Origin of the sequence: Desulfacinum infernum DSM 9756 (assembly GCF_900129305.1) — a bacterium.
Taxonomy (GTDB): Bacteria; Desulfobacterota; Syntrophobacteria; order Syntrophobacterales; family DSM-9756; genus Desulfacinum; species Desulfacinum infernum.
This window is the reverse complement of the sequence record NZ_FQVB01000030.1, coordinates 1-22,904: the sequence shown is the minus strand read 5'-3', so window position 1 is coordinate 22,904 and position 22,904 is coordinate 1. Positions and strand designations below refer to the sequence as shown.

Below are 22,904 nucleotides of genomic sequence, written 5' to 3'. Positions count from 1 at the left end.
GCCCGCTAACGGAAGCTCACGCTCAGGATGTAGAGAGCATCGGCGGCGTCTTCCAGCAGGTCGCTGAAACGGGTGAGGCTTTCCAGGAAATCGGCCAGGAACTTGCCGTCCCAGAAGCCGGCCACCGGCAGGGAGGCCACGCGCTGAAAGATGTCGTGTTTCAGATCGTCCACCCTCTTTTCCAGGATGCGGACCGCCAGAGACTGTTCCCGCAGATCCCCCCCTTGCAGGGTGATCTCGAAGGCCACGGCCAAGATCTCGCACATCTGCTTGTTGAGGGAGGCGATTTTGAGGCATTCGTCGGTGAGGGAAGGGTGCAGCCGGATCATGGCGAAGGTCCGTGCGGCGTCTTCCAGGGTGTCGAAGGCCTCGTCCACCAGCTCCACGAACCGGCACAGGTTGGGGCGCAGGTAGGGAAGGAAGGCGCCCTCGAAGATGGTGGAAAGCACCTTCCTTCGGGCCATGTCGCCTTCCCGCTCCAGGTCGCAGATGCGCTCCACCAGATGTTCCTTGCGCTCGTTCAGGAGGCGGTCGAAGGTCTCGGTGGCCGAACAGAGGAGGCCCAGGTGTTCGCGCATGGACACCAGCGCCTCCTCCTCCTTCCGGTTGCCCTTGAGAAGTCGCTTAAGCATGGCTGTTCTTGGCCCTCGCCACCAGGTTCGCCTGCATGATGTCCATGAGCGCCACCACGCCCACCACCCGGCCTTCGTCGCACACGAAAACGCGCGCCACGTTGGCCTCTTCCATGACCGCCGCCACCGCCTCCACGGTCTGGTCCTTGTCCACGCACCGAAGGGGCCGCCCTGCGATCTCTCCCACCCGCACGTTGTGCGGGTTGAGTCCCTTGGCCAGCACCTTGAAAACCACGTCCCGGGCCGTCACCACCCCGTCCGTTTCCACGGGCCCGTCGGCCACCACCAGGAGGGAGCGGATCCGCTTGTCCACCATGCGTTCGATGGCTTCGTACACGCTGGCATGGGCGGAGATGGTTTCCAGTCGTCGTGTCATGATGTCTTCCAGCCGCATCGTTCCCGTCCTTCCTTCCCGTGCTGAGGTTTCCTTTCCGGCGGCCCTTCCGGCCCTTGCTCCCCGGCGGAGCGCGGCGCGGCCTCCCATGGGCCCTGCGCCGTCCGGCTTCGTGTGCGTCCATTCACGCCAGTGTGGTGCGGGGGCCGCCGGTCGTCAAGCCTTTCCGGAAGGATCTTCCCGGCCTCGTGCGGCGACGAAGACCTGCCCGGGGAGAGAAAGGCGGGAATCCAGGCGGGCCAGGGCGTCGTCGCGAGTGGCGGAGGCCACCACGGCCGTGCCGATGGTCTTTCCCGCCTCGTCTACCACCATCACCCGGTCTCCCGCATGCAGCCCGTCCGCGGTCCCCAGGCCGAAGGCCAGCTCCCAGCCGTCCGCTCCCTTGCGGGCCCGATAGACGGGGGCCACGCCCTGGCGGCGCAGGGCTTGGTCCCGTCGCGTCTCGGCTCTGTAGGACAGGCCCAGGCATGCCATGAGCACGGGAAGGGCCGTGGCGGCGACGATCCAGGGACTCCAACCGAGAAGACGGCGAAAGAAGGACCGTTCGGCCTTTTGCAGGGCGTTTGCGTCTTCAAAAATGCGCACCCTGTACACGGGGTTTCGCGCGGCTTCCTCGGGGGTCTCCCCATGGAGAAAGACCCGAAGGGAAACTTCGCCCGCCGGAGCGTCGGGAGAGGCTTCCACGCGACCCCGCCACAGGCGCCCCCGGCCTTCCAGAAAGACCAGCGTGACGTGGGGGCCGGAGCTTTCGTAGGTCAGCCAATGGATGCCCGGGATGGCCGTTTCGGTCTTTCCCGCCACGGGAGCCGACGCTCCGGCCACGAGCCGCACTTCCTCTTCGGGGGTCCGGAATCCGGCCACGATGGCGTCCATGGCCGAAACCAGGAGAAGGACGCCCGCCGCCAGACCTGCGATCCTCACCAGGGGCGGGGGAGGAGCCTTTTGCGGCTTCATGGAGGTCACCCTTCCCGAGGACCGGCCGCCCGGACGCTCCGGCACCGCCGGATGCAGAAGCGCGCCCCGATCACGGTGGCCAGCGCCATGGGCAGAAAGCTCCGGATGAAAAAGGCCGCCATCATCTCCCCCCGGGCGGCCCCCCAATACATGCACACCGTCAACTCCAAAAGAAGCAGAAGATCCATGGCGATCACGATCCCTTTTTGTCTCGCGTTCATGGGGTTCTCCCGGTTTCCGGCGATTGTGGAAAGAACTTAACGCCGGCTATCGCATGTTCCCGCCTTCAATAACCGTTTCGTCCCAGGAGCTTGTCCGGGAATGAATGTGTGGCTCATTGGATGCCACCGAGCGAAACTCCGGGCAATCGGGCCGCGGGGCTCCGCCCCGCGACCGGGACGAGGCGCCTTCCACGGGCGTTACTTCCCTCGCAGATCCTGCTTGGACACATTCATGACCCGGATGGCGATGCGTTCGGAACCCTTGGTTTCATAGGCGATCCGAACCACGTCTCCGGGTTCCGGCGGAATACCCACCAGGGCCCCCTCGGTCCGGTAGACCGAGGTGATGCCCGTGGGTCGCCCGTAGGGATTCTCGTGGCTGATGTTGGTGTCAAACTCCTCGATGGTGAGCGTTTTGGCGGCGGCATCCACCGCGATCACCTTGCCCTGGGCCACTTCCGCGGCCTGGGACGCCGCCGGAACAACCAGGCACGAAAGGGCGAAGAAAAGAACCCACAACCCGAACAGTCTTTTCATGGAGTCTCCTCCGGATGGTTTCTTCCGCGTTTTGGTCTTGGTCCGCCCCGGCCCCATGGTGGGTTTCGCCTGGGCGGACCGATCACCGGCCGACGGCCGCCTCAGAAGCTCGCCTGGGCCTGCTCCCGGGCCTTCTTTTCGCGCAGCTCCTGGGCCGCGCCCTTGAACATGACGGCCATGATGTAGGCGCAGATGATCCCGATGGCGCCCAGGATGATCACCGCCGCCGCCGCGTTGTATTTATACTGCTTCAGGATGATGGACACCATGCAGGCCACCACGGCGCATCCGAAGGCCACCCGGATGCCGTAGCCCTTGGAGTACTTGGTGGCCACGGTGCCGATCTGGGCTCCGATGGCCGCGCCGGTGAGCATGACGAAGACGGCCACCAGCTCAATGCGACCCTTGAGGCTGTACGTGAAAGCCCCGTACAGACCGGAGACCATCACCTCGAAAAGGTCGGTGCCCACGGCGATGTGGGTGGGGCATCCCACCAGGTAGACCAGGGCGGGCATGCGCAGCAGGCCGCCGCCGATGCCGAGGAACCCGGCCAGCACGCCCGTGGCGAAACTCACCATGATGGGCAGCCACGCCGAGCAGGTGAACCCCGCCGCCTTGAAGTGCATCATGGGGGGAATGCGGATCTTATGGAGCGTCTTGTACCACGTGATGCCTTCCGTGCCCTTCTCTCCTTCCACAATGCCGGCCCTCTTCTTCTGGACGGCCTTGAAATAGTCGTAGAAGACCATGAACGCGATCAGAGCGAGAAAAACCACGTAAACCCAGCGGACCACGCTGCCCACCCGTCCGATGCGCTCCAGGAACATGACGATCTGGGCCCCGCACTCGATCCCCACCATGGTGCCCACCAGCATCACGATCCCCAGCTTGTAATCCACGTTGCCGAACTTGGAATGGCGCATGGTGGACACCATGGACTTTCCGGCGATGTGGGCGATGTCCGTGCCGATGGCGAAGGCCATGGGAAAGCCCAGGATGTTCAACCCGGGGGTCACCATCCAAGCGCCGCCCATGCCGAAAAACCCTCCGATGACGCCCACGGCGAATCCGATGAGCACCAATCCCGGCCAGAAGATGTCCATGCCGGCGATGGGCATGTGCAGATAGAGCCAATCCATAATCCGCCCTCCTCGATTGCTAGTGTTCCACGATCTTGCGGCTCTTGAGGTCCAGGCCGGTACGGGCCATGATGAAGTCCATTAGTAGGCCGAGAAAGCATCCGTAGACGGCGGTGAGCACCACCGCCCACACGGCGAAGAGCCAGATGTTGGTGTTGTAGAGATCGGCGAAGTATTTGAGCGCCGCGTTTTGGATCACGCGGGTGTCCGCCACCACCACCAGCTGGCTCGCCTTGCCGCCAGCCGCCCACACGAGGGAGGGCGCCGCGACGGGCAGAAGGCCCGCAGCGCCCAGGACTCTGCGCATCCACCTTTTCATGTCTTCCACCTCCCTGTTGGTCGGTTACACAAAAACTCTTCTTTCGTTCCCTTCCACCGCCTTCCGTTTTTCGGTTACGTCCTCCTTTCTCCATGGGATTCCAGCTGTCTTCTCTTCTCGAGGGCCCCTCGGCCCCGTTCATCCCGCGTCGGGTCGCAGCCCACAGCAGGCAAGCTCCATGCCGGCGAAATCCCACATCCTTTGCGGGATCCGGGGAAATCCAGCGCTCCATGGGAGCTGGCGGTCTTCTCAACCCCTGCGGGCGCGCCACGGGGACGATCCATCCGGGCGGAAAGGCGGCCAAGGGCGCGATGAACCACAAGTCTTCGGTTTTATGGATGTTTTCAGGATATCTCGCCATACTGTAAAGAAACCTGACGGATCCGACGCCGGTCCCGGCCGGGTCCTCCGGGTGCCGAAGGGGAAAAACATCTGAATTTCCATTGGATGAAGCCGGCGCGATTTTTATGCGGCTTGGCACAAAGGTTGCCCTAGGGAACTCCGGCAAGGGGCTGTGGAAAGGTTTGGCGGCCGCCGAAGGAGGCGGGGAAACGGAGGTGGGTCCATGGGCATCAAGCTGCTGAACGGTGGGGTGATGGAAGCCCGCGAGGCCTTCTCCTTCAGTTCCTTTCGACTTCGCACCAAGCTCTGGATGGTTCTGATCCCGGCGGTGGTCTTCATCCTGGTGGTGACGGGGTATCTGACGCACTGGTTTTCCAGCCGGTTTCTGGAGGAGGCGGTGCGCCGGACCGTGCTGCTCCAGACCCTGGGGGCGGCTCACGAGATGGAACAATTCTTCGATCGGTGCCGGGAGGACGTCCTGTGGCTGGCGCGCAGCGGCCTTTCCGAAGAGGAGGTGGAGCGATTCCTGGCCGGGAAGCGATCCATTCGGGGCTGGACCTATGCGGAGGCGGGGGTGGTCTTCCCCGGGGAGGGGCGGACCCGGGTGTGGAGACCCGCGGGAGGGGCCTTGGAGACGGTTTCGACGGACCACTGGGCGGGCTTGTGGGACGGGGTGCCCATGGTCGATCCCGTGAAGGGCGGACCGGGTTCTGAAGAGGGTGGTCCGTGGATCAGCCGCGTGGTGCCGGCCGTATGGGCCCGTGGCGAAGGCTCGGTCCCGCCGGGGCAGGTCACCCATGTGATCCGTTTCATCGCGCCCGTGGGCCCATGGGGCGGATCCGGGGCGGGCGGCCCGTCACCACGGGGCTTCGTCTTCCTGAGCGTGGATGCCCGCCAGGTGCGGGACATCCTCTCCCTCTTCAATTCGGCCCAATCCCCCCTTTCGGGATACGCGCGCAGCCCGGAACTTCGCTACATGTATTTCGTGGATCCCGGCGGATGGATCCTTTTCCAATCGGAAGACCAGCCCCGCAGCCCGGCACCGCTGGGGACGGATCTGGCCCGCTGGAATCTTTCGGGGACCTTCGGACGTCCGGACCTAAAGAGCGCCTTCCGCCCGGACATCCGCCACCGGGACTTCTGGCTCATGGCCGGGGACCTTCGGGAAGGAAGGCACGGCGTGCTCATCCGCAGTGTGGAGCCCCACGAAAAGACCCAGGTGGATCGGGTCTACCTGGGATACGCTCCCGTGCGGTGGCATGCCGACGGAAAGGCAGAGGAGGGTTCGGTCTACGGCGGCGTGGTCTTCGTGGATCGCAGCCGGCTCATCACCCGAGCGGGATACCGGCAGGTGGACGTCATCTTCCTGATCGGCATCGGGAGCTGTTTTCTCCTCTCGGCCATCGTGTGGGAGGTGAGCCGCCTGGTGACGCGGCCCCTGTACAAACTGGCCCGAGCCGTCGACGAGATCCAGGAATCCGGCCGGCTGCAACCCCTCTCCATTCCGGAAAAGGACCTGGAAACGGCCTTTCTCAAGGATGCCATCAACAATCTCATCGTGCGGATCCGGGAGCAGATGGAAACCATCGAGGTCCGGGACCGCCAGCTACAGGAAACCCTCATGCGGGAAAGGATCTCCCTGGAGCAGGAGGCGGCCGTGCTGCAGCGGGAGCGAAGGCAGATGCCCGAGGCCCTTTCGAAGCTGGTGGGCCGCTCACCGGCCATGATCCGTCTCCGGGACCAGGTGGTCCGGGCGGCATCCGCCGACGCGGACGTGCTCATCCTGGGGGAGACGGGCACCGGAAAGCAGCTGGCCGCCGAGGCGATCCATGGGCTGGGGTCGCGCCGGGACAAGCCTTTCCTGGCCATCAATTGCGGGGCCCTGGACGAGAACCTTCTCATGGACGCCCTTTTCGGCCATGTGAAAGGGGCCTTCACCGAGGCGAAGACGGACCGCAAGGGCGCCTTCGCGGCGGCTCACGGAGGAACCCTCTTCCTGGACGAGGTGGGGACGGCTTCGCCCAAGGTGCAGAAGGCTCTGTTGCGGGCCATCGCCGAGCGAAGGATACGACCCCTGGGCAGCGACGTGGAGCAGGAAGTGGATGTGCGCCTCATCGCGGCGACCAACGAGGACTTGCAGGATCTGGTCCGGCGCGGTCTCTTTCGTGAAGACCTCTACTACCGGCTGAATGTCATCACGTTGCGCACGCCGCCCCTTCGGGAGCGACGGGAGGATATTCCCCTCTTGGCGGCCCATTTCCTGGACGAGGCATGCCGGCGCATCAAGCGGCCTCCGGTGGGCCTGACCCAGGGCGCCTTGGACGCCCTGCTGGCCCACGATTGGCCCGGGAACGTGCGCGAACTGGAAAACAGCCTCACCCGGGCGGTGGCCATGGTGGAGGGATCCTGGATTTACGCCTCCGATTTGGGTCTGGGGGGGACGGGAGATCTTCCGGAGGACGGCAAAGACGGAAAAACGGCAAATGAAGCGGCTTCGGACGCGCCGGGAGGGTCTAACGGATTCCCCGAGGCGCCCCGGCCGGGCGGCGGGGATTCCCTCCCGCCGCTCAATGCCCGGCAGGCGCGCGCCCTGCCTTCCCTGCTGGCCCGGGGCCACATGACCCGAAGCGAATACCAGGAGGCCGCCGGGGGCATTCCCGCCCGCACGGCCCTGCACGATCTTCGGGACCTGGTGGAAAAGGGGCTGGTGAAAAAGAGCGGCCGCGGCCCGGCCACGCGCTATAAGGTGGTGAACCGGAAAACGTGAGGCGTCAGGCGTGAGGAGTGGGGAGTGGGGCGGGCAATCGGGGAGAGTAGGGGCGGGGTTTATCCCCGCCCGTGGGAAACGTTTTTGCCGGAGGGGCCTCGGCCGGGATTCGGACCGCCGGTAAGCCGTCACCCCGCGACCAGACGCCTCACGACTCACCACTTACGACTCACCACTCACCACTCACGGAGGAGAGACAGGCGTGGGATTCTGGCGGCGTGTCAAGGATCGATTCCGGTGGGAGCCGAAACCGGCTCCGGAGCAGGTGGTGGATCTTTTCCGCTACAAGTACGCCCAGTTCAGGGAACTGCTCGATTCCAACACGGAACTGGCCCGCATCGTCTCGGACATGGCGGAAAAGCTTCGGGGCATGGATCTGTTCGACATGAGCTACGTCCGATCCCGGGCGGCTCTGGGGATGTCCCACGCGGCGCGCATGGTCCGAAGCCTCAACGCCCTATCCCGTGACGGCTACCCCGGCCTGGAAAGGGCCCTGGCGCGCATCGGGGAAAACATCGCCCGGGAGCTGGAGGCGCGTTCCGGGCCGGAGCCCATGGCCGAGCTGGTGCTGGAGTTGTCCCGGGTGGACCGCACCGTGGCGCCGTGGGTGGGCGGCAAGAGCGCCAACCTGGGAGAGGTGCGCAATCGCGTGGGGTTGCGCGTGCCGGACGGTTTCGCGGTCACCACCACCGCCTTCGAGCTTTTCATGAACCAGGGGGATCTGAGGGATGCGATCCGAAAGCTCAAGGCGGAGGCGGACCTCACCTCTCCCGACCAGGTTCGGGAGGTGTGCGAGGCGATTCAGCATCGGATTCTCACCACGCCGGTTCCCCGGGACCTGGAAGCGGCTCTGACGCAGGCCTTCGACGCGCTGCAAGGCAGGGTGGCGGGGCGGGGGGCTTCCTCCGGTGGTCTTCGGATCGCCATGCGCAGCAGCGCCGTGGGCGAGGACAGCGAGCTTTCCTATGCGGGACAATACGTGAGTCAGCTCAACGTGGGCCGGGATCGCCTGGCCCACACCTACCGGATCATTGCGGCCAGTCTCTATACGCCGCGGGCGGTTTCCTACCGGTTCCACATGGGGGTTCGGGACGAGGACGTGGCCATGGGGGTGGCTTGCCTGGAGATGGTGGAATCCGTCGCCGCCGGCGTGGCCTATTCCATGGACCCGGTGCTCCGGCGGTGGGATCGGGTGGTCATCACGGGTGTTTGGGGTCTGGGGCCCTATGCCGTGGACGGGAAAGTGACGCCGGATCGGTTCGCGGTGTGCAAGGGCGAGCCGTGGGACGTGTTGGAACGTCATGTGGCCGGCAAGCCCGTTCGGCTCGTCATGCGGGAGGACGGGCGACTCGAGCCGGAGCCGGTTCCCGAAGAGGATCGGGGTCGGCCGTGCCTGGAGGAGGCGCATCTGCGGGAACTGGCCCGGGCGGTGGTGCAGTTGGAGCGCCACTTCGGGTGTCCGCAGGATGTGGAATGGGCCGTGGACGGCACGGGGAATCTCTTCATCTTGCAGAGTCGGCCGTTGCACGGATCGGAAGGTTCCACAGGCAAAACCCATGGAGAGTTGAAAATGCCTGTGTTCACGGAGGCCGGGGGATCCCATGGGCCGCCGCTCCGGGCCGTGGAACGCGAGGAAGAGGTCCCCCCCCCACGGCCCGGGAGTTCCGAGGCGGAAGCCGCACAAGAGCCGCTGTTGACTGGAGGGGAGACGGCGGTGGCGGGCGTGGCGTGCGGCCCCGTCCACCCGGTGCGTCGGGACGAGGATCTGGAGAACTTCCCCAGGGGGGCCGTGCTGGTGGCCCACCATTCCTCGCCCTCCTACGTGCTGGTGATGGACCGGGCGGCCGCCATCGTCACCGAAGCGGGCAGTGCCACGGGGCACATGGCGTCGGTGGCCCGTGAATTCTCCATCCCCACCCTGGTGGGGGTGGAAGGGGCCATGGAGATTCTGGCGCCCGGGCGGCTCGTCACGGTGGATGCCGGCGGCCGGTCTATCTACGCGGGTTGCCGCCGGGACTTGATCCTCCGCCAAGGAGAGCGCCGGCCGATCCTGCTGGGGACCCCCGTCCATGAGGCGCTCCGTCGTGTGGCATCCTGGATCGTGCCGCTGACCCTCCTGGACCCCAAGTCCCCGGACTTTCAGCCCGGCAACTGCCGAACCCTCCATGACGTCATGCGCTATGCCCACGAGATGTCCTACCATGAGATGTTCCGGCTGAGCGACGGGGTGTCCGGCGGGCAAGGGTGGGCGGTCAAGCTGGAGGCGGAATTGCCCATCGATCTTCACCTGTTGGACTTGGGCGGAGGATTGGATCCCCGGGCCGCGGGCCGAGGGCGGGTGACTCTGCAGGATGTGCGAAGCGTTCCGCTCCTGGCGCTCCTGGAAGGGATGACCCATGAGGCCTTTCGGGGTACCGGCCCGAAACCCGTGAATCTGCGCGGCTTCCTGTCGGTTCTTTCCGAGCAGATGTTGTCCCCTCCGCGGCTCGGAGCCGAGCGCTTCGGGGACCGGAGCTATGCCGTCATCTCCGACAAGTACCTGAATTTCAGTTCCCGGGTTGGCTACCACTACAGCATCGTGGACAGCTACTGCGGCCAAACCCAGAACAAGAACTACATCACCTTTTCCTTCATGGGGGGGGCCGCCGACGAGGTGCGCCGAAACAGGCGGGTGCGCGCCATCGGCCGCATCCTGGAGACCCTGGATTTCCAGGTGGACGTGGTGGGGGACCGCATGACCGCCCGCTACCAGAAATATCCCTGTGACAAGGTGCGGGAGCGCTTGGACCGGGTGGGGCGCCTCCTCCAGTACACGCGGCAGATGGACATGTTCATGAACAGCGAGGAAAGCGTGGAGGAGGCGGCCCGGCGCTTTCTGGAGGAACGCTACGGCCTGGACGAGTGACGGTTTCCGTCAGGGCCCTCCGTGGAGTTTTTCCCGGGCCCGCTTCTTTTCCAGGGCCCCGTCGATCTTGCTCGTCAGGTCTTCGATGGGGCAGGGTTTCAGCAGGTATTCGTAGCCTCCCAGGCGCATGATCTCCACGGCTGCATCCACGTTGGCATGCCCCGTGAGGATGATCACCTCGGGAAGGGGGTCGATGGCCTTGATGCGTCCCAGCGCCTCGATGCCGTCCATGCCCGGCATCTTCACGTCCAGCACCACCACATCCACATCCCCCTTCTGGATGCGGACCAGGGCCTCATGGGCCGAACCGGCTTCCTCCACATCGTAACCCCGCCGCCGCAGAAGCTTTCCCATGGTCCAGCGAAACCTTTCCTCATCGTCCACCAGGAGCACTCGAGGCCTTTGTCCTTCCATATGGGATCCTCCTTCTACCCATTTCCCCGGCGGCCCGCTGCAGGCTCTTTCATCCATGCGGGGTGGCGCAAGGACGACCATCATCGTCGGGGTCCGCCGGCTGGCCCGGGTGTTCAAAGGGCCGGCCCTTCTCCGGGTTTCCGGGGCAGTCGGACCGTGAACCGGCTGCCGCATCCCTTCTTGGACTCCACCAGGATGAATCCCCCCAGGCCGGTCACGATCTTGTGGCAGACGGCCAGGCCTAGGCCGGTCCCCTGGCCTGCGGCCTTGGTGGTGAAAAACGGGTCGAAGAGACGGCCCATGTTTTCGGGCGGGATTCCGCAGCCGGTGTCTTCCACCGCCATGTCCACCCAGCCGGGAAGGCTTTCCCCGATGGTCACGGTGATGGTTCCCGATGGTTCCATGGATTGCTCGATGGCCTGCACCGCGTTGTTGAGCAGGTTGAGAACCACCTGCCGAAGCAGGGGGGCGTCCGTGAAGACGGCCGCCAGGCCCGGCTCGTAGCAGCGACGGATGCGGATGTCGCGGCCGCGAAGAACCCGCTCCACCAGCTGGACCATGTCTTCCACCAACCCGATGGGATCCACCCACTGGCGCAGCGGCTCCCGCTTGCGGGCGAAGTCCAGGAGCCGGTGGGTGATGTCGGCGCACCGGCGCACCTGGTCCCCGATGACCGCCAGCGAGTCGCGGATTTCCGCGGCCGTCTGTCGGGGCAGGGGCGGGGCGTCTTCCAGAAGGGCCTGGATCCATTCGGCTTCCCGGCCGATCACGGCCAGGGGATTGTTGATCTCGTGGGCGATGCCGGAAGCCATCTCCCCGATGGCCGCCAGCTTCTGGGCCTGCAGGAGCTGGCGGGTTCGCAGCTCGTCCTTGGTCCTTTCCTCGCGAACCCTGCGCCGGAGCATCATGGAAAAGACCGCGGACAGAAGGGCCGAGCCGCCCAGGGCGGCCGCGGCCAAGGGTTCCCCTGCCATGAGGAACCCGACGGCCAAGGCCGAGGTGAGGATGGCGGGACCCGTCGCTGCGACCAGTTCCATCTTCCCGCGCCGTCGGGCCTCAGCGGATGGCGGCACCTCCGTTGGACCGTCCGTCACAGCGAATCCTCCTTGAACGTCGTCCGAATCCCGGATCCAAGAGCCCGTCCGCGAATCCCCGGTTCCGTCGCTCCCGCGAAAGCGGGAGCCCATGGCGTGCGAGGCCTTGCCGTCTTCGGCGTTCGGTAGAGACGCGGCATTGGGCCCATTGTCGGTCAGCCTCCCAGGAGCACGGCCGGTGCAAGGCCTGGAAACGCCCCCCTGCAAGAGAGGGCAAAAACCGCGCCAGCCGGCGAGGCTGTCCCGGTGGGATTCGTGGAAACAGACGGGACGCTTCTGTCTGACGTTGCGGTTACCCATGGCGCGCCCAAGGCCGTCCCCGGCAAAGCAGAACTACCGGCCGCGGGATCCCCCTTTACGATCTGTAAAAGAACCTGACACCCCCGACCCCCGCCGGAATCTCCTTCGGCGTCTCCCCAGCCCCGCCTTCGGGCCCGCGCGCAAGGCAGGGAGCGGAGTTGCCTCCATCCGGACCCGTTGGCATGCCCGTTGCCTTTGGATGTGAAAGCGAACCGCCAAGGAACGCCAATGGACGCAAAGGAGTTTTTTCCATGGTAGGAGCGGCGTTGGCCGCGATTCGGATCGCCGGCAAGCCGGCTCCTACAAAAGGTGTCTTGAGGCACGGAGCGGACGGAACAGGCAACCACAGGCTCTCCAGGGATTGAGGTGACAGTGGGCCGAGGGAACCCTTTGGAGCGGAACCTCCGGATTCTGATCACGGATCGAAACCGACACGTGCGGGCCTTCCTGCGCAGGGAGCTGGCCCGGGAGGGGTTTGAGGTGAGCGAGGCCTTCGACTGCCGGGACATGCACCGGCAACTGCGGTCCTGTCCGTCCTTCCATGCGCTCGTCTTCGATCCCGATGTGGCCTACGGATCGGGCCTGGAGACGCTCCGATTCCTGAAGGACCACTACCCGCAGCTCCCGGTGGTGGTGCATTCCTACTGCGATGAGTCGCCGGAGCTGGCGGGGATGGCCGATGCGGTGGTGGCCAAGAAGGGGCCCACGTGGGAACTGAAGGCCGTTCTCCGGCGCGTCCTCCTGGGCCGGGCGGAGAGCGGGGGAGGGCAAGAGGCCTCGAGGGGGCCGGAAGCGGAAGGCAACACCTTGGATCGGGGGCCGGACGGCCATGAACGGTGATCGCTACTACCACAGCCTGCGCCGCAACATCCTGGGCATCATCCTGGCGGTGTCTCTGCTGCCGCTCCTCATGATCGCCGCCATCGCCGGGTGGCAGTTCCACACGGCCTATCGCCACAAGGTGGTGGATCATCTGAGCGAACTGGTGAACAACCACGCCCGGCACATCGACACCTTCCTGCAGGAGAAGCTTTCCGACATCCAGGTGCTGGCGGCGGTCCACCCCGTGGATCGGCTGAAGGACGAGAAGTTCCTGGGGAGGCTCCTCATCCTTTTGCAGGAAAAGCACGGCGGGGTCTTCGTGGACCTGGGGCTGGTGGATGCCCGGGGTTTTCAGCAGGCCTATGCCGGACCGTTCCAGCTCACCCAGGCCCGCTACACCGACGCCCCCTGGTTTCAGGAGGCCCTGGCTCGGCCCTACACCATCAGCGACGTCTTTCTCGGTCTGCGCGGACTGCCCCACTTCATCGTGGCGGTGCGCATCGGGGAGGGGGCCGACGCCTGGGTGGTGCGGTCCACCATCGACTTCGTGGCGTTCAACCGGCTGGTGGAAAACCTTCGCATCGGCAGGACCGGTCAGGCCTTCATCGTGAATCGGCAGGGGGAGTTCCAGACCCGGCCCAACCGGGAGCCCGATTTGCCGCCCCAGGAACTCCTGGCGGGACTGCAGCCCCAAAAGGTTTCCCATGATCTGCCGGCGGTGCCCGCGGAAGGGTCCGTTCCCGGTCGGGTTCCGGGCCGGGCACCCTCCGCGCCATCCGACGACGTCCGCCCGTTCTGGACCGAAAGGCGCGTTCCGGAAACGGGGCGATCCCTTCTCGTCTTTTCCCGCCCTCTCAAGGGCGGCCAGTGGATCCTCTTCTACCTCCAGGACGTCCAGGACGCCTTTTCCGATCTTTACCGGGCGCGGCGGCTGAGCCTGGGCGTGCTGGTGCTCAGCGCCCTGGCCGTGGCCGGCACGGCTTGGACTCTCTCCCGACGGGTGGTGAACCGCATCATCCAGGTGGACCGGGAAAAGGAGATGATGAACGAGCAGGTGATCGAGGCGGGCAAGCTGGCGTCCATCGGCGAGCTGGCCGCCGGGATCGCCCACGAGATCAACAATCCGGTGGCCATCATGGTGGAGGAAGCCGGCTGGGTGGAGGATCTGCTGGGGGATCTGGAAAAGGGGGAGCCCTTGGACGTGGAGGAGGTTCGCCGGTCCCTGAGCCAGATCCGAACCCAGGGCGCCCGCTGCAAGGAGATCACCCATAAGCTGCTCAGTTTCGCCCGCCGCACCGACCCCACGGTGCAGCAGGTGCAGCTGAACAAGCTGGTGCAGGAGGTGGTGGGGCTGGTGGAGCAGCGGGCCAAATACGCCGGGGTCCGCATCCGCACCCACCTCACCGATGGGATCCCCTGGGTGTCCATGTCGCCCGCGGAGATGCAGCAGGTTCTCCTCAACCTGGTCAACAACGCCCTGGACGCCATGGAAAAGACGGGGGGCACCCTGGACATCACCACGCGGTTCGAGGACGGCCGTGTGATCGTGGACGTGGCCGATACCGGGGAGGGGATCCCGCCGGCCAACCTGCAGCGCATCTTCGACCCGTTTTTCACCACCAAGCCCGTGGGGCGCGGGACGGGCCTGGGCCTGTCCATCTGCTACGGGATCGTCAAGAAGATGGGGGGGGACATCACCGTCAACAGCGCCGTGGGCGTGGGGACGGCCTTCCATGTGTACCTGCCCGCCGGCGACGGCGTGGAGCGGGAGAGGGCGGAAAATCCAAAGGAGGAAGAAGATGGATCGAACGATGGTTTTGCTGGTGGATGACGAGGTGCCCTTCGTGGAGACCATGACCAAACGGCTCGGGAAGCGGGGCTTTCACATCCTCAAGGCCTTCAACGGGCCCCAGGCGCTGGAGGTCCTCGACGACGACGACAAGGTGGACGTGGTCATCCTGGACGTGAAGATGCCGGGCATGGACGGGATCGAGACGCTTCGGGAAATCAGGAAGCGCCGACCCCTGGTGGAAGTGATCATGCTCACGGGGCATGCCACGGTGGAGACGGCCATCGAGGGGATGCGCCTGGGGGCCTTCGATTACCTGATGAAGCCCTGCGACATCGAGGACCTGTCTGCCAAGGTTCAGGAGGCCAAAAAGAAGAAGGCCCGCCATGAGCAGAAGATCCTGGAGGCCAAGGCCCATGCCATTGCCTTGCGCCGGGGCGATTGAGGGGACGGGAAACCATGGCAACCATGGGGACGCACGAGGCGCATCCGCACGCGGTGGACATCCTGCTGGTGGATGACGAGAGGGGCTTTGCGGATGTGTTGAGACGCCGACTGGGGCGTCGGGGCATCCGGGTCACCACGGCCCTCAGCGGCACCGAGGGAATCCAGAAGCTCCGGGACCGCCGGTTCCACGCGGCCGTCCTCGATCTCAAGATGGAGGACATGGACGGCATCGAGGTCCTCAAGATCTTCAAGCGGATGGATCCGGACATGCCCGTCATCATGCTCACCGGGCACGGTTCGGAACAGGCGGCCCGGGACGGCATGGCCCACGGGGCCTTCGACTACCTGACCAAACCCTGTGAGCTGGAAGAACTGCTGGAAAAGATCTGTCAGGCCGTGGGGCGCAGGAGGTGAGATCCCATGGAAGAGGTGCGGCTGTTGCTCGTGGACGACGAGGTGGAGTTTCTGGAGACCCTCATCAAGCGCATGCGAAAGCGTCGGGTGGAGGCCGTGGGGGTTCGCAGCGGGGAAGAAGCCCTGAAATACCTGCAGGAGCATCCCACGGACGTGGTGGTCCTGGATGTGAAAATGCCGGGCATGGACGGCATCGAGACCCTCAAGGCCATCAAGGAAAGGCATCCCCTGACGGAAGTGATCATGCTCACCGGCCATGCCAACCTGGAGGTGGCCATCCGGGGCATGGAACTGGGGGCCTTCGACTACCTGATGAAGCCCATGGACATCGATGAACTCCTCTACAAGGTGGAGGACGCCCACAAGAAAAAGAAGCTCCAGGAAAAGAGAATGCAAAGACGAAAGGGGGTGGAGGGACACGAGGGACCAGGCGATTGAATTCGTTTTCCGGTGGTTGTGATCGTGCGAACACGGACAAAGGAGACAGAGGGTAAAGAGATGAAAAAGGGACGATACATCTACGAACTGTTGATGCGCGCCTCCATGGCCCACGCCCGGTGGGACTACGAGGCGTCCATGAACATCCTGAGGAGCAGGAAGCGGCTGGCGATCCTGGGCCTGCTGGCTCTGCCGGCCATCTTTCTGTCAGTGGCCATTGCGGCCGATCCGGAAACCCTCCCCGCCATCCTGGGCGGCAAGAAGGCCTACAGTCCGGCCTTCTACACACCGGAAATCTTTCTGGTATCCATTCTCATCGGCCTGTGTGCGGGCCTGATCACGGGGTGCATCGGCGCCGGCGGCGGCTTCATCATCACGCCCGCCCTCATGAGCGCCGGGATCAAGGGCATCCTGGCCGTTGGCACCGATCTCTTTCACATCTTCGCCAAGGCCATCATGGGCACGGCGGTCCACAAGAAGCTGGGCAACGTGTCGGTTCCCCTGGCCGTGTGGTTTTTGGTGGGGTCCGGAATCGGGGTCACGGGCGGCGGGGTGATCAACCGCACCCTCTATGAGAAGAACCCCGTTTTGAGCGACACCTTCATCAGCGTGGTTTACGTGGTACTCCTGGGCTTTCTGGGGATTTACGCCCTGGTGGACTTTCTGCGCCTTCGCAAGTCCGGTGAAGACGTGGGCGCCCACCACGGAGAAAGCGCCCATGGGGCCGAGGCCGCTTCGGGCAAGGTGGGACTCCCGGCGCGCCTCCAGGCGGCCCAAATCCCGCCCATGATCCGCTTCGACGAAGATCTGGTTCCCGGCGGCAAGAAGATCCCGGCCCTCTTCGTGGTCCTGGCCGGCGTCCTGGTGGGCTTTGTGGCGGCCATCATGGGAGTGGGCGGCGGTTTTCTCACCTTCCCCATCTTCGTCTACGTGCTGGGTGTTTCCTCCTTCACCACCGTGGGGACCGACATCCTGCAGATCATCTTCACCGCGGGCTATGCGTCCATCAGCCAGTATGCCGTCTACGGCTTCATCTTCTACACGCTGGCCATGGGCATGCTCCTGGGCTCCCTTCTCGGCATCCAACTGGGAGCGCTCACCACCAAGGTGGTCAAGGGCATCTACATCCGCGGGTTTTACGCCACGGCCATCATGGCCGGTTTCGTGAACCGGCTCTTCGCCCTGCCCGGCAAGCTGGCGGAGATGAAGATCATCACGCTGGCTCCCGGAACCGGCAAGATGCTGGCCACCGTGGGCAACTACGCCTTCTTCATCTGCGTGGGCATCTTCGCCGCCTGGGTGATCGGAAAGTTCGTGACCAGCCTCGGAGCGCTCCGGGGAGAGGAGGCCTAACATCATGATTCGGAACAAAAAGGCTTTTGTGCAAGGGGCTCTTCTGAACGTGTCGTTCTTCGTGGTGCTGGCGGTCATGTTTTCCCCGCTCTTCGGGGGAGAAAACGCCTTCCACGCATCGGATCGGCTCTTCAACACCATCTCCAAGGGATCCACCTACTACATTCCGGGTCTCCAGGAGAAGGCCAAGGAATGGGAAGGCAAGGAGGTGAACCTGGAGATCTCCCTCACCCCGGACCGACTGGCCGACAATGCCGTCAAGGTGCTCATGACGGCCGGGGTCATGGTGGGCCGGGAGGAACAGGCCCTGAAGATCCGGGGCGACTTCGGAAAGATCCTTTCCGCGGCACTGGCCGACAGCGACGCCATGTACCACAACCGGGGCGAAGAGGTGAGCTCCCGCTACGGCATACCGGAAAAGGAGGCCCTGTTCGCCTGGTGGAGCGCCTTCATGCAGATGGACAAGGCGCTGAAGGAGCAAAAGGAATTCAAGGCCGCCAAGTTCCTCCAAGAGGTCGTCGCTAAGGGGGTGGAGGTGGGTTACAATTATTACGGCATCGCCCCGGAAAGCGCCAAGTCCAAGGCGGGGATCCTGACCTTCGCTCTGGTCTTCTACGTGATCTACACCCTGTGGTTCGGCTACGCCATCCTGCTGTTGTTCGATGGCTTCGGCCTGGAGATGAAGAAGGGCGCCAAGAAGGAAGTGTAACCGGTCTCTCCGGTCGCGGAGGAAGCAGAGCCGGCTGAACGCCATAACCCCCAGTCGGACGCGGCCGGCTCCTTCCTCCCTCCCCCGGCGGGGCGGCCCACCCCGCCGGGGCCACACGCAAAACGGGCGGATGGGCCCTCCGGCTGGGCGCGTTCCCGGGGGAATCGCCTGGAGCCGGGGGTACAGGAAAAGTCGGCGGATGCGGTTCTTCGGTGGAGGAGGGGCTCCGTGGTTGGAAAAGCCGTCCAGGTCGTGACCACATGGATCCGGGAGACCGCTCTTAAACTGGGCCTTTCCGGATCCCGGCGCCCCGGCTCACCGCGCAATGTGGACGAGCTTCGACTGGCCTTTCAACACCGCTACCACCATTTCAAGCTGCTTCTCAGCGCCAACAACCGGGCCCTGGAGATCATGAGCGAAATGGAGGAGATGCTCCGGGGGACCCGGCCCTTCGGCATGACCTTCGTCCGTTCCCGGTGCACTCGCGTGTCCACCCATGTCTTTCAGATCATCCAGCACCTGGATGCCCTGGCCCCCGGCAAATACACGGAACTCTACGAACGATTCCGGCACATTCAAAGGCAGATCAACCCCTTCGTCCACGGGGACCGCCCGAGGCGGGAAGGCCCTCTGGTGGTGCCTCTGGACCGGGTGGCCAAGGAATCCGCCGACCTGGTGGGTTCCAAGATGGCCGCCCTGGGGGAGCTGTCCCAACGACTGGGAGTGGCGACCCCCCGGGGCTTCGCCGTCACCGCCTTCGGCACGGCCCGATTCCTGGAACACGACGACCTGCAGACGGAGATCGAAAGGCGCCTGCAGGCGGCCCACCCCGAAAGGCTCGATGAACTCTTCGCCCTGAGCGCCCAGATCCAGCAGCTGATCATCCAAGCCCCCGTGCCCTCGGAGCTGGAGCAGGCCGTGGAGGAACACATCCGGCGTCTGGAGGAGGAACGAGGGGGACCCCTTCGGTTTGCCGTGCGCAGCAGCTCCCTGGTGGAGGACCTTCCGGGCATGTCCTTCGCCGGCCAGTTCCGGTCCGAACTGAACGTGAGTTCGGAAAACGCCTTGCAGGCGTTCAAGGAGGTGGTGGCCAGCAAGTACGGTCTGGCGGCCATGACTTACCGGCTCCGCCACGGCCTGCGGGACGAGGACGTGGCCATGTGCGTGGGTTTTCTGGAGATGGTGGACGCGGTGGCCGGCGGAGTGGTCTACACGCGCCATCCCGTGCGGCCGGATGAGGACGTGCTGGTCATCAACGCCGTGTGGGGGCTTCCCAAGTCCGTGGTGGACGGGAGCGTGAGCCCGGATGCCTTTTGGGTTTCCCGCCGGGAGCCGCACCCCGTGGTGAAGCGAACCGTGGGCCGAAAATCGGTCAAGTACGTGTGCGACCCGGACGAGGGAGTCTGTCGGCTGGAGACGGTGGGCGAAGAGGCGGACCGGGTCTGCCTGTCCGACGAGCAGGCGGCGGCCCTGGCGCGCCTGGCGCTGCGGATCGAAGCGCACTACGGTGCCGCCCAGGACATCGAATGGGCCTTGGACCCTTCGGGCCGGGTGATGGTGCTTCAGACCCGCCCCTTCGGCACGCAACGAGCGGCGGTCTCGGAACCGCTCCACGGGGAGGATTCGGGTGCGGTCGGGGAGGCGTCGCCCCCGCAGAAGGTCCTCCTCAGCGGGGGCGTGACCGCCTCGCCGGGTGCGGCTTCCGGCCCGGTTTTCCTGGTCCGGCGCGACGCCGACGCCCTTGCTTTTCCGGAGGGGGCCGTGCTGGTGGTGGGCCAGGCTCTTCCGCGCTGGGCCACCCTGCTGGGGCGGGCTGTGGCGGTGGTGAGCGAGCAGGGCAGCGTGGCCGGCCACCTGGCGAACGTGGCCCGCGAGTTCGGCGTCCCGGCCCTTTTCGGTGTGCCGGAGGCCTGCTCGCGGTTGGATCCGGGCCGCGTGGTCACGGTGGATGCGGACCGACGCCGCATTTACGCGGGCAAGACGGACCTGCCGTCGGCGGCTCCGTCCCCGCGGCCCGCGCTCATGATAGGAACCCCCGTCCATGCCGCCCTGGAAGGGGCCTGCCGTCACATCGTGCCGCTCCATCTCCTGGACCCGGATTCCCCCCGATTCTCGCCGCGCCATTGCACCACGTTCCACGACATCACCCGGTTTTGCCATGAAAAGGCCGTGGCGGAGATGTTTCGGTTCGGATCGGAACACGACTTTCCCGAACGGGCCGCCAAGCAGCTCCGTTGCCGGGTGCCCATGCAGTTCTGGATCATCGACCTGGACGACGGGTTCATCGGGGACATCCCGGGCCCGTACGTGACCCTGGACCGGATCGCTTCCATCCCCATGCGGGCCCTGTGGGAAGGCATGACGGCCGTGCCGTGGGAGGGGCCGCCTCCGGTGGACACGCGCGGATTCATGTCCGTGCTCATGGAGGCTACGGCCAACCCGGCCTTGGATCCGGCCGTTGCGTCCCCCTACGCCGTGCGCAACTACTTCATGATCTCCCGGCATTTCTGCAGTCTCCAGTCCCGGTTCGGATTTCACTTTTCCACGGTGGAGGCCCTGGTGAGCGACCGGACGTCGGAAAACTACGCCAGCTTCCAGTTCAAGGGAGGCGCGGCGGATCTGAGGCGCCGGATCCTGAGGGCCCGGTTTGTGGCGGATCTGCTGGAGGTGTTCGACTTTCGCTGCGAAGTGCGCGAAGACGCCGCCTTTGCCCGCGTGGAAGGCCGGCCCCTTCCGGAGATGGAGGATCGGCTCCGCATTCTGGGCCACCTCATCATCCACACGCGCCAGCTGGACATGGTCATGGACAACGCCGCGTCCGTCGTCCACCACAAGCGCAAGATGCTGGAGGAGATCGAGGGGATGCTTCGCCGGGGGCCGGCGGAGCCGTCCGGGGAGGAGGCCGCCTCATGAATCCGGTGACCTACAAGACGGATCTCATCACCGTGACCTTCAACAAGCGCAAGCTCCTTCGGCGCAACCGGGTTCTCTCCGTCCTGCTGGGCCTGAGCGATCTGCTGTCCCAGCCCCGAAACCTGGAGGATCTCCTGCAGGAGGCTCTGGACTACGTGCTGGCGCACACCCCCTTCGATGCCGGGCGCCTCTATCTGATGGAACCCGACGGCGCCGGGCTGTATCTCGCGGCCCATCGGGGCATGGACGTGGCGGGCCTGGAGCGGGTGAGTCTCCACGAAGGGTTCACCGGCCGCTCGGCGCGCACCTGTTCCTTCATCGCCCAAAGCGTTGCCTCCCTGGGGGATTCCCGGCGGGTGCACCTGCTGACCTCCAAGGGGCTGGCGGTGGTGGTCTGCGTGCCCTTCGTGGTCCAGGACCGGGTGGAGGGGGTCATGAATCTGGCCGCCCGGAAGGCCGTCACACTGGACCAGGACCAGGTGGACCTGCTGATGGTTCTGGGGCATCTGATCGGTGCGGCGGCGGTCCACATGAAAACGGAGGAGGAGCTTCGGACGACGATCCGGGAGCTGCGGGCCAGGAAGGAGACCATCAAGCTGTTTGTTTCCAGCATCACCCACGATCTCAAGAGTCCGGCCGTGGGAGCCCACGGGCTGGCCCGGAGGCTCAGCGAGTCGTGCCGGGACCGGCTGGATGAGCGGGAGAAGGCCTACTGCCAGCAGATCCTCAAGGCCACGGAACACATCGTTTCCATGGTCGACGAGCTCAACGGATTCATCCGAACCCGCGAGATGCCCCTGAACCTCCAGGCGGTGTCCGTGGGGGAAGTGTGGCGCGCGGTGCGCCGGGAATTCTCCGAGCAACTGAGGCAGCGGGGGGTGGCCTGGCAGGAGGAGGGAAGTCCGGAACCCGTCACGGCCGATGAACTGATGCTCTTCAGGGCCTTTCGGAACCTGGTTCAGAACGCCCTGATCCATGGGGGCGAGTCCCTGAAGACCCTACGGGTCGGCCGGCGGGACGCCGGCACCCACCACGTCTTCTTCGTGGCCGACGACGGTCGGGGAATCGCCGAGGAGGATCAAGGGCGGCTGTTCGAGCCCTTCCACCGGTTGCGTTCCAGTAAAGACGTTGAGGGATCGGGCCTGGGCCTGGCGATCGTGCGGGAGGCGGCACTCCGGCACGGCGGGGACGCCTGGGTCCGATCCCGTCCCGGAGAGGGGACCGCCTTCTTTTTCAGCGTGGCCAAGGGATTGGAGCAAACGGAGTCGGCTGAGACAGCAGGAGGGTAAGCCATGTTCAAGAGGATCCTTTTTCCCGTGGATTTTTCCGATGTCTCTCCCCGCATCGTTCCCGTGGTGCGGGAGGTGGCCTCCCGGTTTGATTCCCGGGTCCACGTGCTCTTCGTGGCCCGTGTCTTCGAACACTTGGGAAGCATCTACGTGCCCCATCCGTCCATCAGCAGGTTCGAAGCGGAAATCATGCAGGGAGGGGAAAAGAAGCTGGAGGAGTTCGTGGGGGCACACCTCCAGGGCATGGACGTGGTGCCCCAGGTGGTTTCGGGGGATCCGGCGGAAGAGATCCTGAAATACGCGGACAGCGCCGGCGTGGACCTCATCATCATGGGCACCCACGGCCGCAAGGGCCTGGAACGGGCCATCTTCGGCAGCGTGGCGGAACGGGTGGTCAAGGGGGCGTCTGTGCCGGTGCTCACCGTAAATCCCTACAAGCGGTGAGACGCGGGGGACGAGCCCGTCCCTGCCACGGCGCGGGAGCGTCCACCGTCCATGCGCGTGGGATTGTAGGGGCGTTTCATCCTTCGCTGTCACGGGCCGTCCGTGATGGGGTTAATATGAAAGAGAACCGCGAATGAACGCGAATAGACGCAAATCTTCTTCGTTGTAGAAACTGCGAAGGCTGCAATGAGGGTGCCCGGCAATGCAATGGGCGCGCAGTGACTCATAGAGAATGGCATATCGCGGCGTTCCGACAAATGCCCTTGCT

General features: G+C 65.1%; 21 protein-coding genes. 12 read left to right on the top strand and 9 right to left on the bottom strand.

Annotation, left to right across the window (positions count from 1 at the left end):
• Nucleotides 1-5: 5 nt before the first annotated feature.
• The 7 genes from BUB04_RS13945 to BUB04_RS13915 all read right to left on the bottom strand — a co-directional run bounded on the left by BUB04_RS13945 (nt 6) and on the right by BUB04_RS13915 (nt 4,196).
• Complete coding sequence (locus BUB04_RS13945) at nt 6-632, bottom strand: TIGR00153 family protein (RefSeq protein WP_073040558.1); 627 nt, start codon at nt 630-632, stop codon at nt 6-8.
• A complete protein-coding gene (locus tag BUB04_RS13940; protein ID WP_218588472.1) occupies nt 625-1,008 on the bottom strand; it encodes a CBS domain-containing protein in 384 nt (127 codons plus the stop codon). The genes BUB04_RS13945 and BUB04_RS13940 overlap by 8 nt, the downstream gene beginning before the upstream one ends.
• A gap of 174 nt (nt 1,009-1,182) precedes the next feature.
• Nucleotides 1,183-1,980 (bottom strand): hypothetical protein, encoded by a 798-nt coding sequence (locus BUB04_RS13935; protein WP_073040553.1) that lies wholly within the window; start codon nt 1,978-1,980, stop codon nt 1,183-1,185.
• Between the two features lie 5 nt (nt 1,981-1,985).
• Nucleotides 1,986-2,201 carry a hypothetical protein gene (locus BUB04_RS13930; RefSeq protein WP_073040551.1) on the bottom strand — a complete coding sequence of 72 codons (216 nt, stop codon included), beginning with the start codon at nt 2,199-2,201 and terminating at the stop codon, nt 1,986-1,988.
• Between the two features lie 198 nt (nt 2,202-2,399).
• On the bottom strand, nt 2,400-2,738 hold the full coding sequence (locus BUB04_RS13925) for a hypothetical protein (RefSeq protein ID WP_073040549.1): 339 nt from the start codon (nt 2,736-2,738) through the stop codon (nt 2,400-2,402).
• Nucleotides 2,739-2,839: 101 nt separating this feature from the next.
• Nucleotides 2,840-3,877, bottom strand: a complete 1,038-nt coding sequence (locus BUB04_RS13920; protein WP_073040547.1) for a sulfite exporter TauE/SafE family protein — start codon at nt 3,875-3,877, stop codon at nt 2,840-2,842.
• 19 nt (nt 3,878-3,896) lie between these two features.
• Complete coding sequence (locus tag BUB04_RS13915; RefSeq protein WP_084076506.1) at nt 3,897-4,196, bottom strand: DVU0150 family protein; 300 nt, start codon at nt 4,194-4,196, stop codon at nt 3,897-3,899.
• Between the two features lie 565 nt (nt 4,197-4,761).
• On the opposite strand from BUB04_RS13915, the gene BUB04_RS13910 reads away from it, so the two are divergent.
• A complete protein-coding gene (locus BUB04_RS13910; RefSeq protein WP_073040544.1) occupies nt 4,762-7,305 on the top strand; it encodes a sigma 54-interacting transcriptional regulator in 2,544 nt (847 codons plus the stop codon).
• A 202-nt stretch (nt 7,306-7,507) separates the two neighbouring features.
• The gene (locus BUB04_RS13905; protein WP_073040542.1) at nt 7,508-10,210 is read left to right on the top strand and encodes a PEP/pyruvate-binding domain-containing protein; all 2,703 of its coding nucleotides are present in this window, start codon (nt 7,508-7,510) and stop codon (nt 10,208-10,210) included.
• 9 nt (nt 10,211-10,219) lie between these two features.
• Here BUB04_RS13905 and BUB04_RS13900 read toward each other — a convergent pair whose 3' ends face one another.
• Nucleotides 10,220-10,624, bottom strand: coding sequence for a response regulator (locus BUB04_RS13900; RefSeq protein ID WP_073040540.1), 405 nt, complete (start codon nt 10,622-10,624; stop codon nt 10,220-10,222).
• A 113-nt stretch (nt 10,625-10,737) separates the two neighbouring features.
• The gene (locus BUB04_RS13895) at nt 10,738-11,718 is read right to left on the bottom strand and encodes a sensor histidine kinase (RefSeq protein WP_073040538.1); all 981 of its coding nucleotides are present in this window, start codon (nt 11,716-11,718) and stop codon (nt 10,738-10,740) included.
• 690 nt (nt 11,719-12,408) lie between these two features.
• Here BUB04_RS13895 and BUB04_RS13890 point away from each other — a divergent pair.
• The 10 genes from BUB04_RS13890 to BUB04_RS13845 all read left to right on the top strand — a co-directional run bounded on the left by BUB04_RS13890 (nt 12,409) and on the right by BUB04_RS13845 (nt 22,636).
• Nucleotides 12,409-12,858 (top strand): response regulator, encoded by a 450-nt coding sequence (locus BUB04_RS13890; RefSeq protein ID WP_073040536.1) that lies wholly within the window; start codon nt 12,409-12,411, stop codon nt 12,856-12,858.
• Entirely contained in the window at nt 12,848-14,671 is a 1,824-nt protein-coding gene (locus BUB04_RS13885) for a sensor histidine kinase (RefSeq protein WP_073040534.1), read from the top strand. The genes BUB04_RS13890 and BUB04_RS13885 overlap by 11 nt, the downstream gene beginning before the upstream one ends.
• Entirely contained in the window at nt 14,640-15,074 is a 435-nt protein-coding gene (locus tag BUB04_RS13880; protein ID WP_073040532.1) for a response regulator, read from the top strand. Before BUB04_RS13885 ends, BUB04_RS13880 begins: the two co-directional genes overlap by 32 nt.
• A gap of 23 nt (nt 15,075-15,097) precedes the next feature.
• Nucleotides 15,098-15,490, top strand: coding sequence for a response regulator (locus BUB04_RS13875; RefSeq protein WP_073040606.1), 393 nt, complete (start codon nt 15,098-15,100; stop codon nt 15,488-15,490).
• Nucleotides 15,491-15,496: 6 nt separating this feature from the next.
• Nucleotides 15,497-15,928, top strand: coding sequence for a response regulator (locus BUB04_RS13870; protein WP_073040529.1), 432 nt, complete (start codon nt 15,497-15,499; stop codon nt 15,926-15,928).
• A 60-nt stretch (nt 15,929-15,988) separates the two neighbouring features.
• Nucleotides 15,989-17,281, top strand: a complete 1,293-nt coding sequence (locus BUB04_RS13865) for a sulfite exporter TauE/SafE family protein (RefSeq protein ID WP_073040528.1) — start codon at nt 15,989-15,991, stop codon at nt 17,279-17,281.
• Between the two features lie 4 nt (nt 17,282-17,285).
• Nucleotides 17,286-17,990, top strand: coding sequence for a hypothetical protein (locus BUB04_RS13860; protein WP_073040526.1), 705 nt, complete (start codon nt 17,286-17,288; stop codon nt 17,988-17,990).
• Nucleotides 17,991-18,218: 228 nt separating this feature from the next.
• Entirely contained in the window at nt 18,219-20,903 is a 2,685-nt protein-coding gene (locus BUB04_RS13855) for a PEP/pyruvate-binding domain-containing protein (protein ID WP_073040524.1), read from the top strand.
• Nucleotides 20,900-22,192 (top strand): sensor histidine kinase, encoded by a 1,293-nt coding sequence (locus tag BUB04_RS13850; protein WP_073040522.1) that lies wholly within the window; start codon nt 20,900-20,902, stop codon nt 22,190-22,192. Before BUB04_RS13855 ends, BUB04_RS13850 begins: the two co-directional genes overlap by 4 nt.
• A gap of 3 nt (nt 22,193-22,195) precedes the next feature.
• Complete coding sequence (locus tag BUB04_RS13845) at nt 22,196-22,636, top strand: universal stress protein (RefSeq protein WP_073040520.1); 441 nt, start codon at nt 22,196-22,198, stop codon at nt 22,634-22,636.
• Nucleotides 22,637-22,904 lie beyond the last annotated feature (268 nt).

What these genes read in the sequence shown, in the direction of transcription:
- BUB04_RS13945 (WP_073040558.1), bottom strand. Translation starts at nt 632, where the DNA reads ATGCTTAAGCGACTTCTCAAGGGCAACCGGAAGGAGGAGGAGGCGCTG.
- BUB04_RS13940 (WP_218588472.1), bottom strand. Translation starts at nt 1,008, where the DNA reads ATGACACGACGACTGGAAACCATCTCCGCCCATGCCAGCGTGTACGAA.
- BUB04_RS13935 (WP_073040553.1), bottom strand. Translation starts at nt 1,980, where the DNA reads ATGAAGCCGCAAAAGGCTCCTCCCCCGCCCCTGGTGAGGATCGCAGGT.
- BUB04_RS13930 (WP_073040551.1), bottom strand. Translation starts at nt 2,201, where the DNA reads ATGAACGCGAGACAAAAAGGGATCGTGATCGCCATGGATCTTCTGCTT.
- BUB04_RS13925 (WP_073040549.1), bottom strand. Translation starts at nt 2,738, where the DNA reads ATGAAAAGACTGTTCGGGTTGTGGGTTCTTTTCTTCGCCCTTTCGTGC.
- BUB04_RS13920 (WP_073040547.1), bottom strand. Translation starts at nt 3,877, where the DNA reads ATGGATTGGCTCTATCTGCACATGCCCATCGCCGGCATGGACATCTTC.
- BUB04_RS13915 (WP_084076506.1), bottom strand. Translation starts at nt 4,196, where the DNA reads ATGAAAAGGTGGATGCGCAGAGTCCTGGGCGCTGCGGGCCTTCTGCCC.
- BUB04_RS13910 (WP_073040544.1), top strand. Translation starts at nt 4,762, where the DNA reads ATGGGCATCAAGCTGCTGAACGGTGGGGTGATGGAAGCCCGCGAGGCC.
- BUB04_RS13900 (WP_073040540.1), bottom strand. Translation starts at nt 10,624, where the DNA reads ATGGAAGGACAAAGGCCTCGAGTGCTCCTGGTGGACGATGAGGAAAGG.
- BUB04_RS13885 (WP_073040534.1), top strand. Translation starts at nt 12,848, where the DNA reads ATGAACGGTGATCGCTACTACCACAGCCTGCGCCGCAACATCCTGGGC.
- BUB04_RS13880 (WP_073040532.1), top strand. Translation starts at nt 14,640, where the DNA reads ATGGATCGAACGATGGTTTTGCTGGTGGATGACGAGGTGCCCTTCGTG.
- BUB04_RS13875 (WP_073040606.1), top strand. Translation starts at nt 15,098, where the DNA reads ATGGGGACGCACGAGGCGCATCCGCACGCGGTGGACATCCTGCTGGTG.
- BUB04_RS13870 (WP_073040529.1), top strand. Translation starts at nt 15,497, where the DNA reads ATGGAAGAGGTGCGGCTGTTGCTCGTGGACGACGAGGTGGAGTTTCTG.
- BUB04_RS13865 (WP_073040528.1), top strand. Translation starts at nt 15,989, where the DNA reads ATGAAAAAGGGACGATACATCTACGAACTGTTGATGCGCGCCTCCATG.
- BUB04_RS13860 (WP_073040526.1), top strand. Translation starts at nt 17,286, where the DNA reads ATGATTCGGAACAAAAAGGCTTTTGTGCAAGGGGCTCTTCTGAACGTG.
- BUB04_RS13850 (WP_073040522.1), top strand. Translation starts at nt 20,900, where the DNA reads ATGAATCCGGTGACCTACAAGACGGATCTCATCACCGTGACCTTCAAC.
- BUB04_RS13845 (WP_073040520.1), top strand. Translation starts at nt 22,196, where the DNA reads ATGTTCAAGAGGATCCTTTTTCCCGTGGATTTTTCCGATGTCTCTCCC.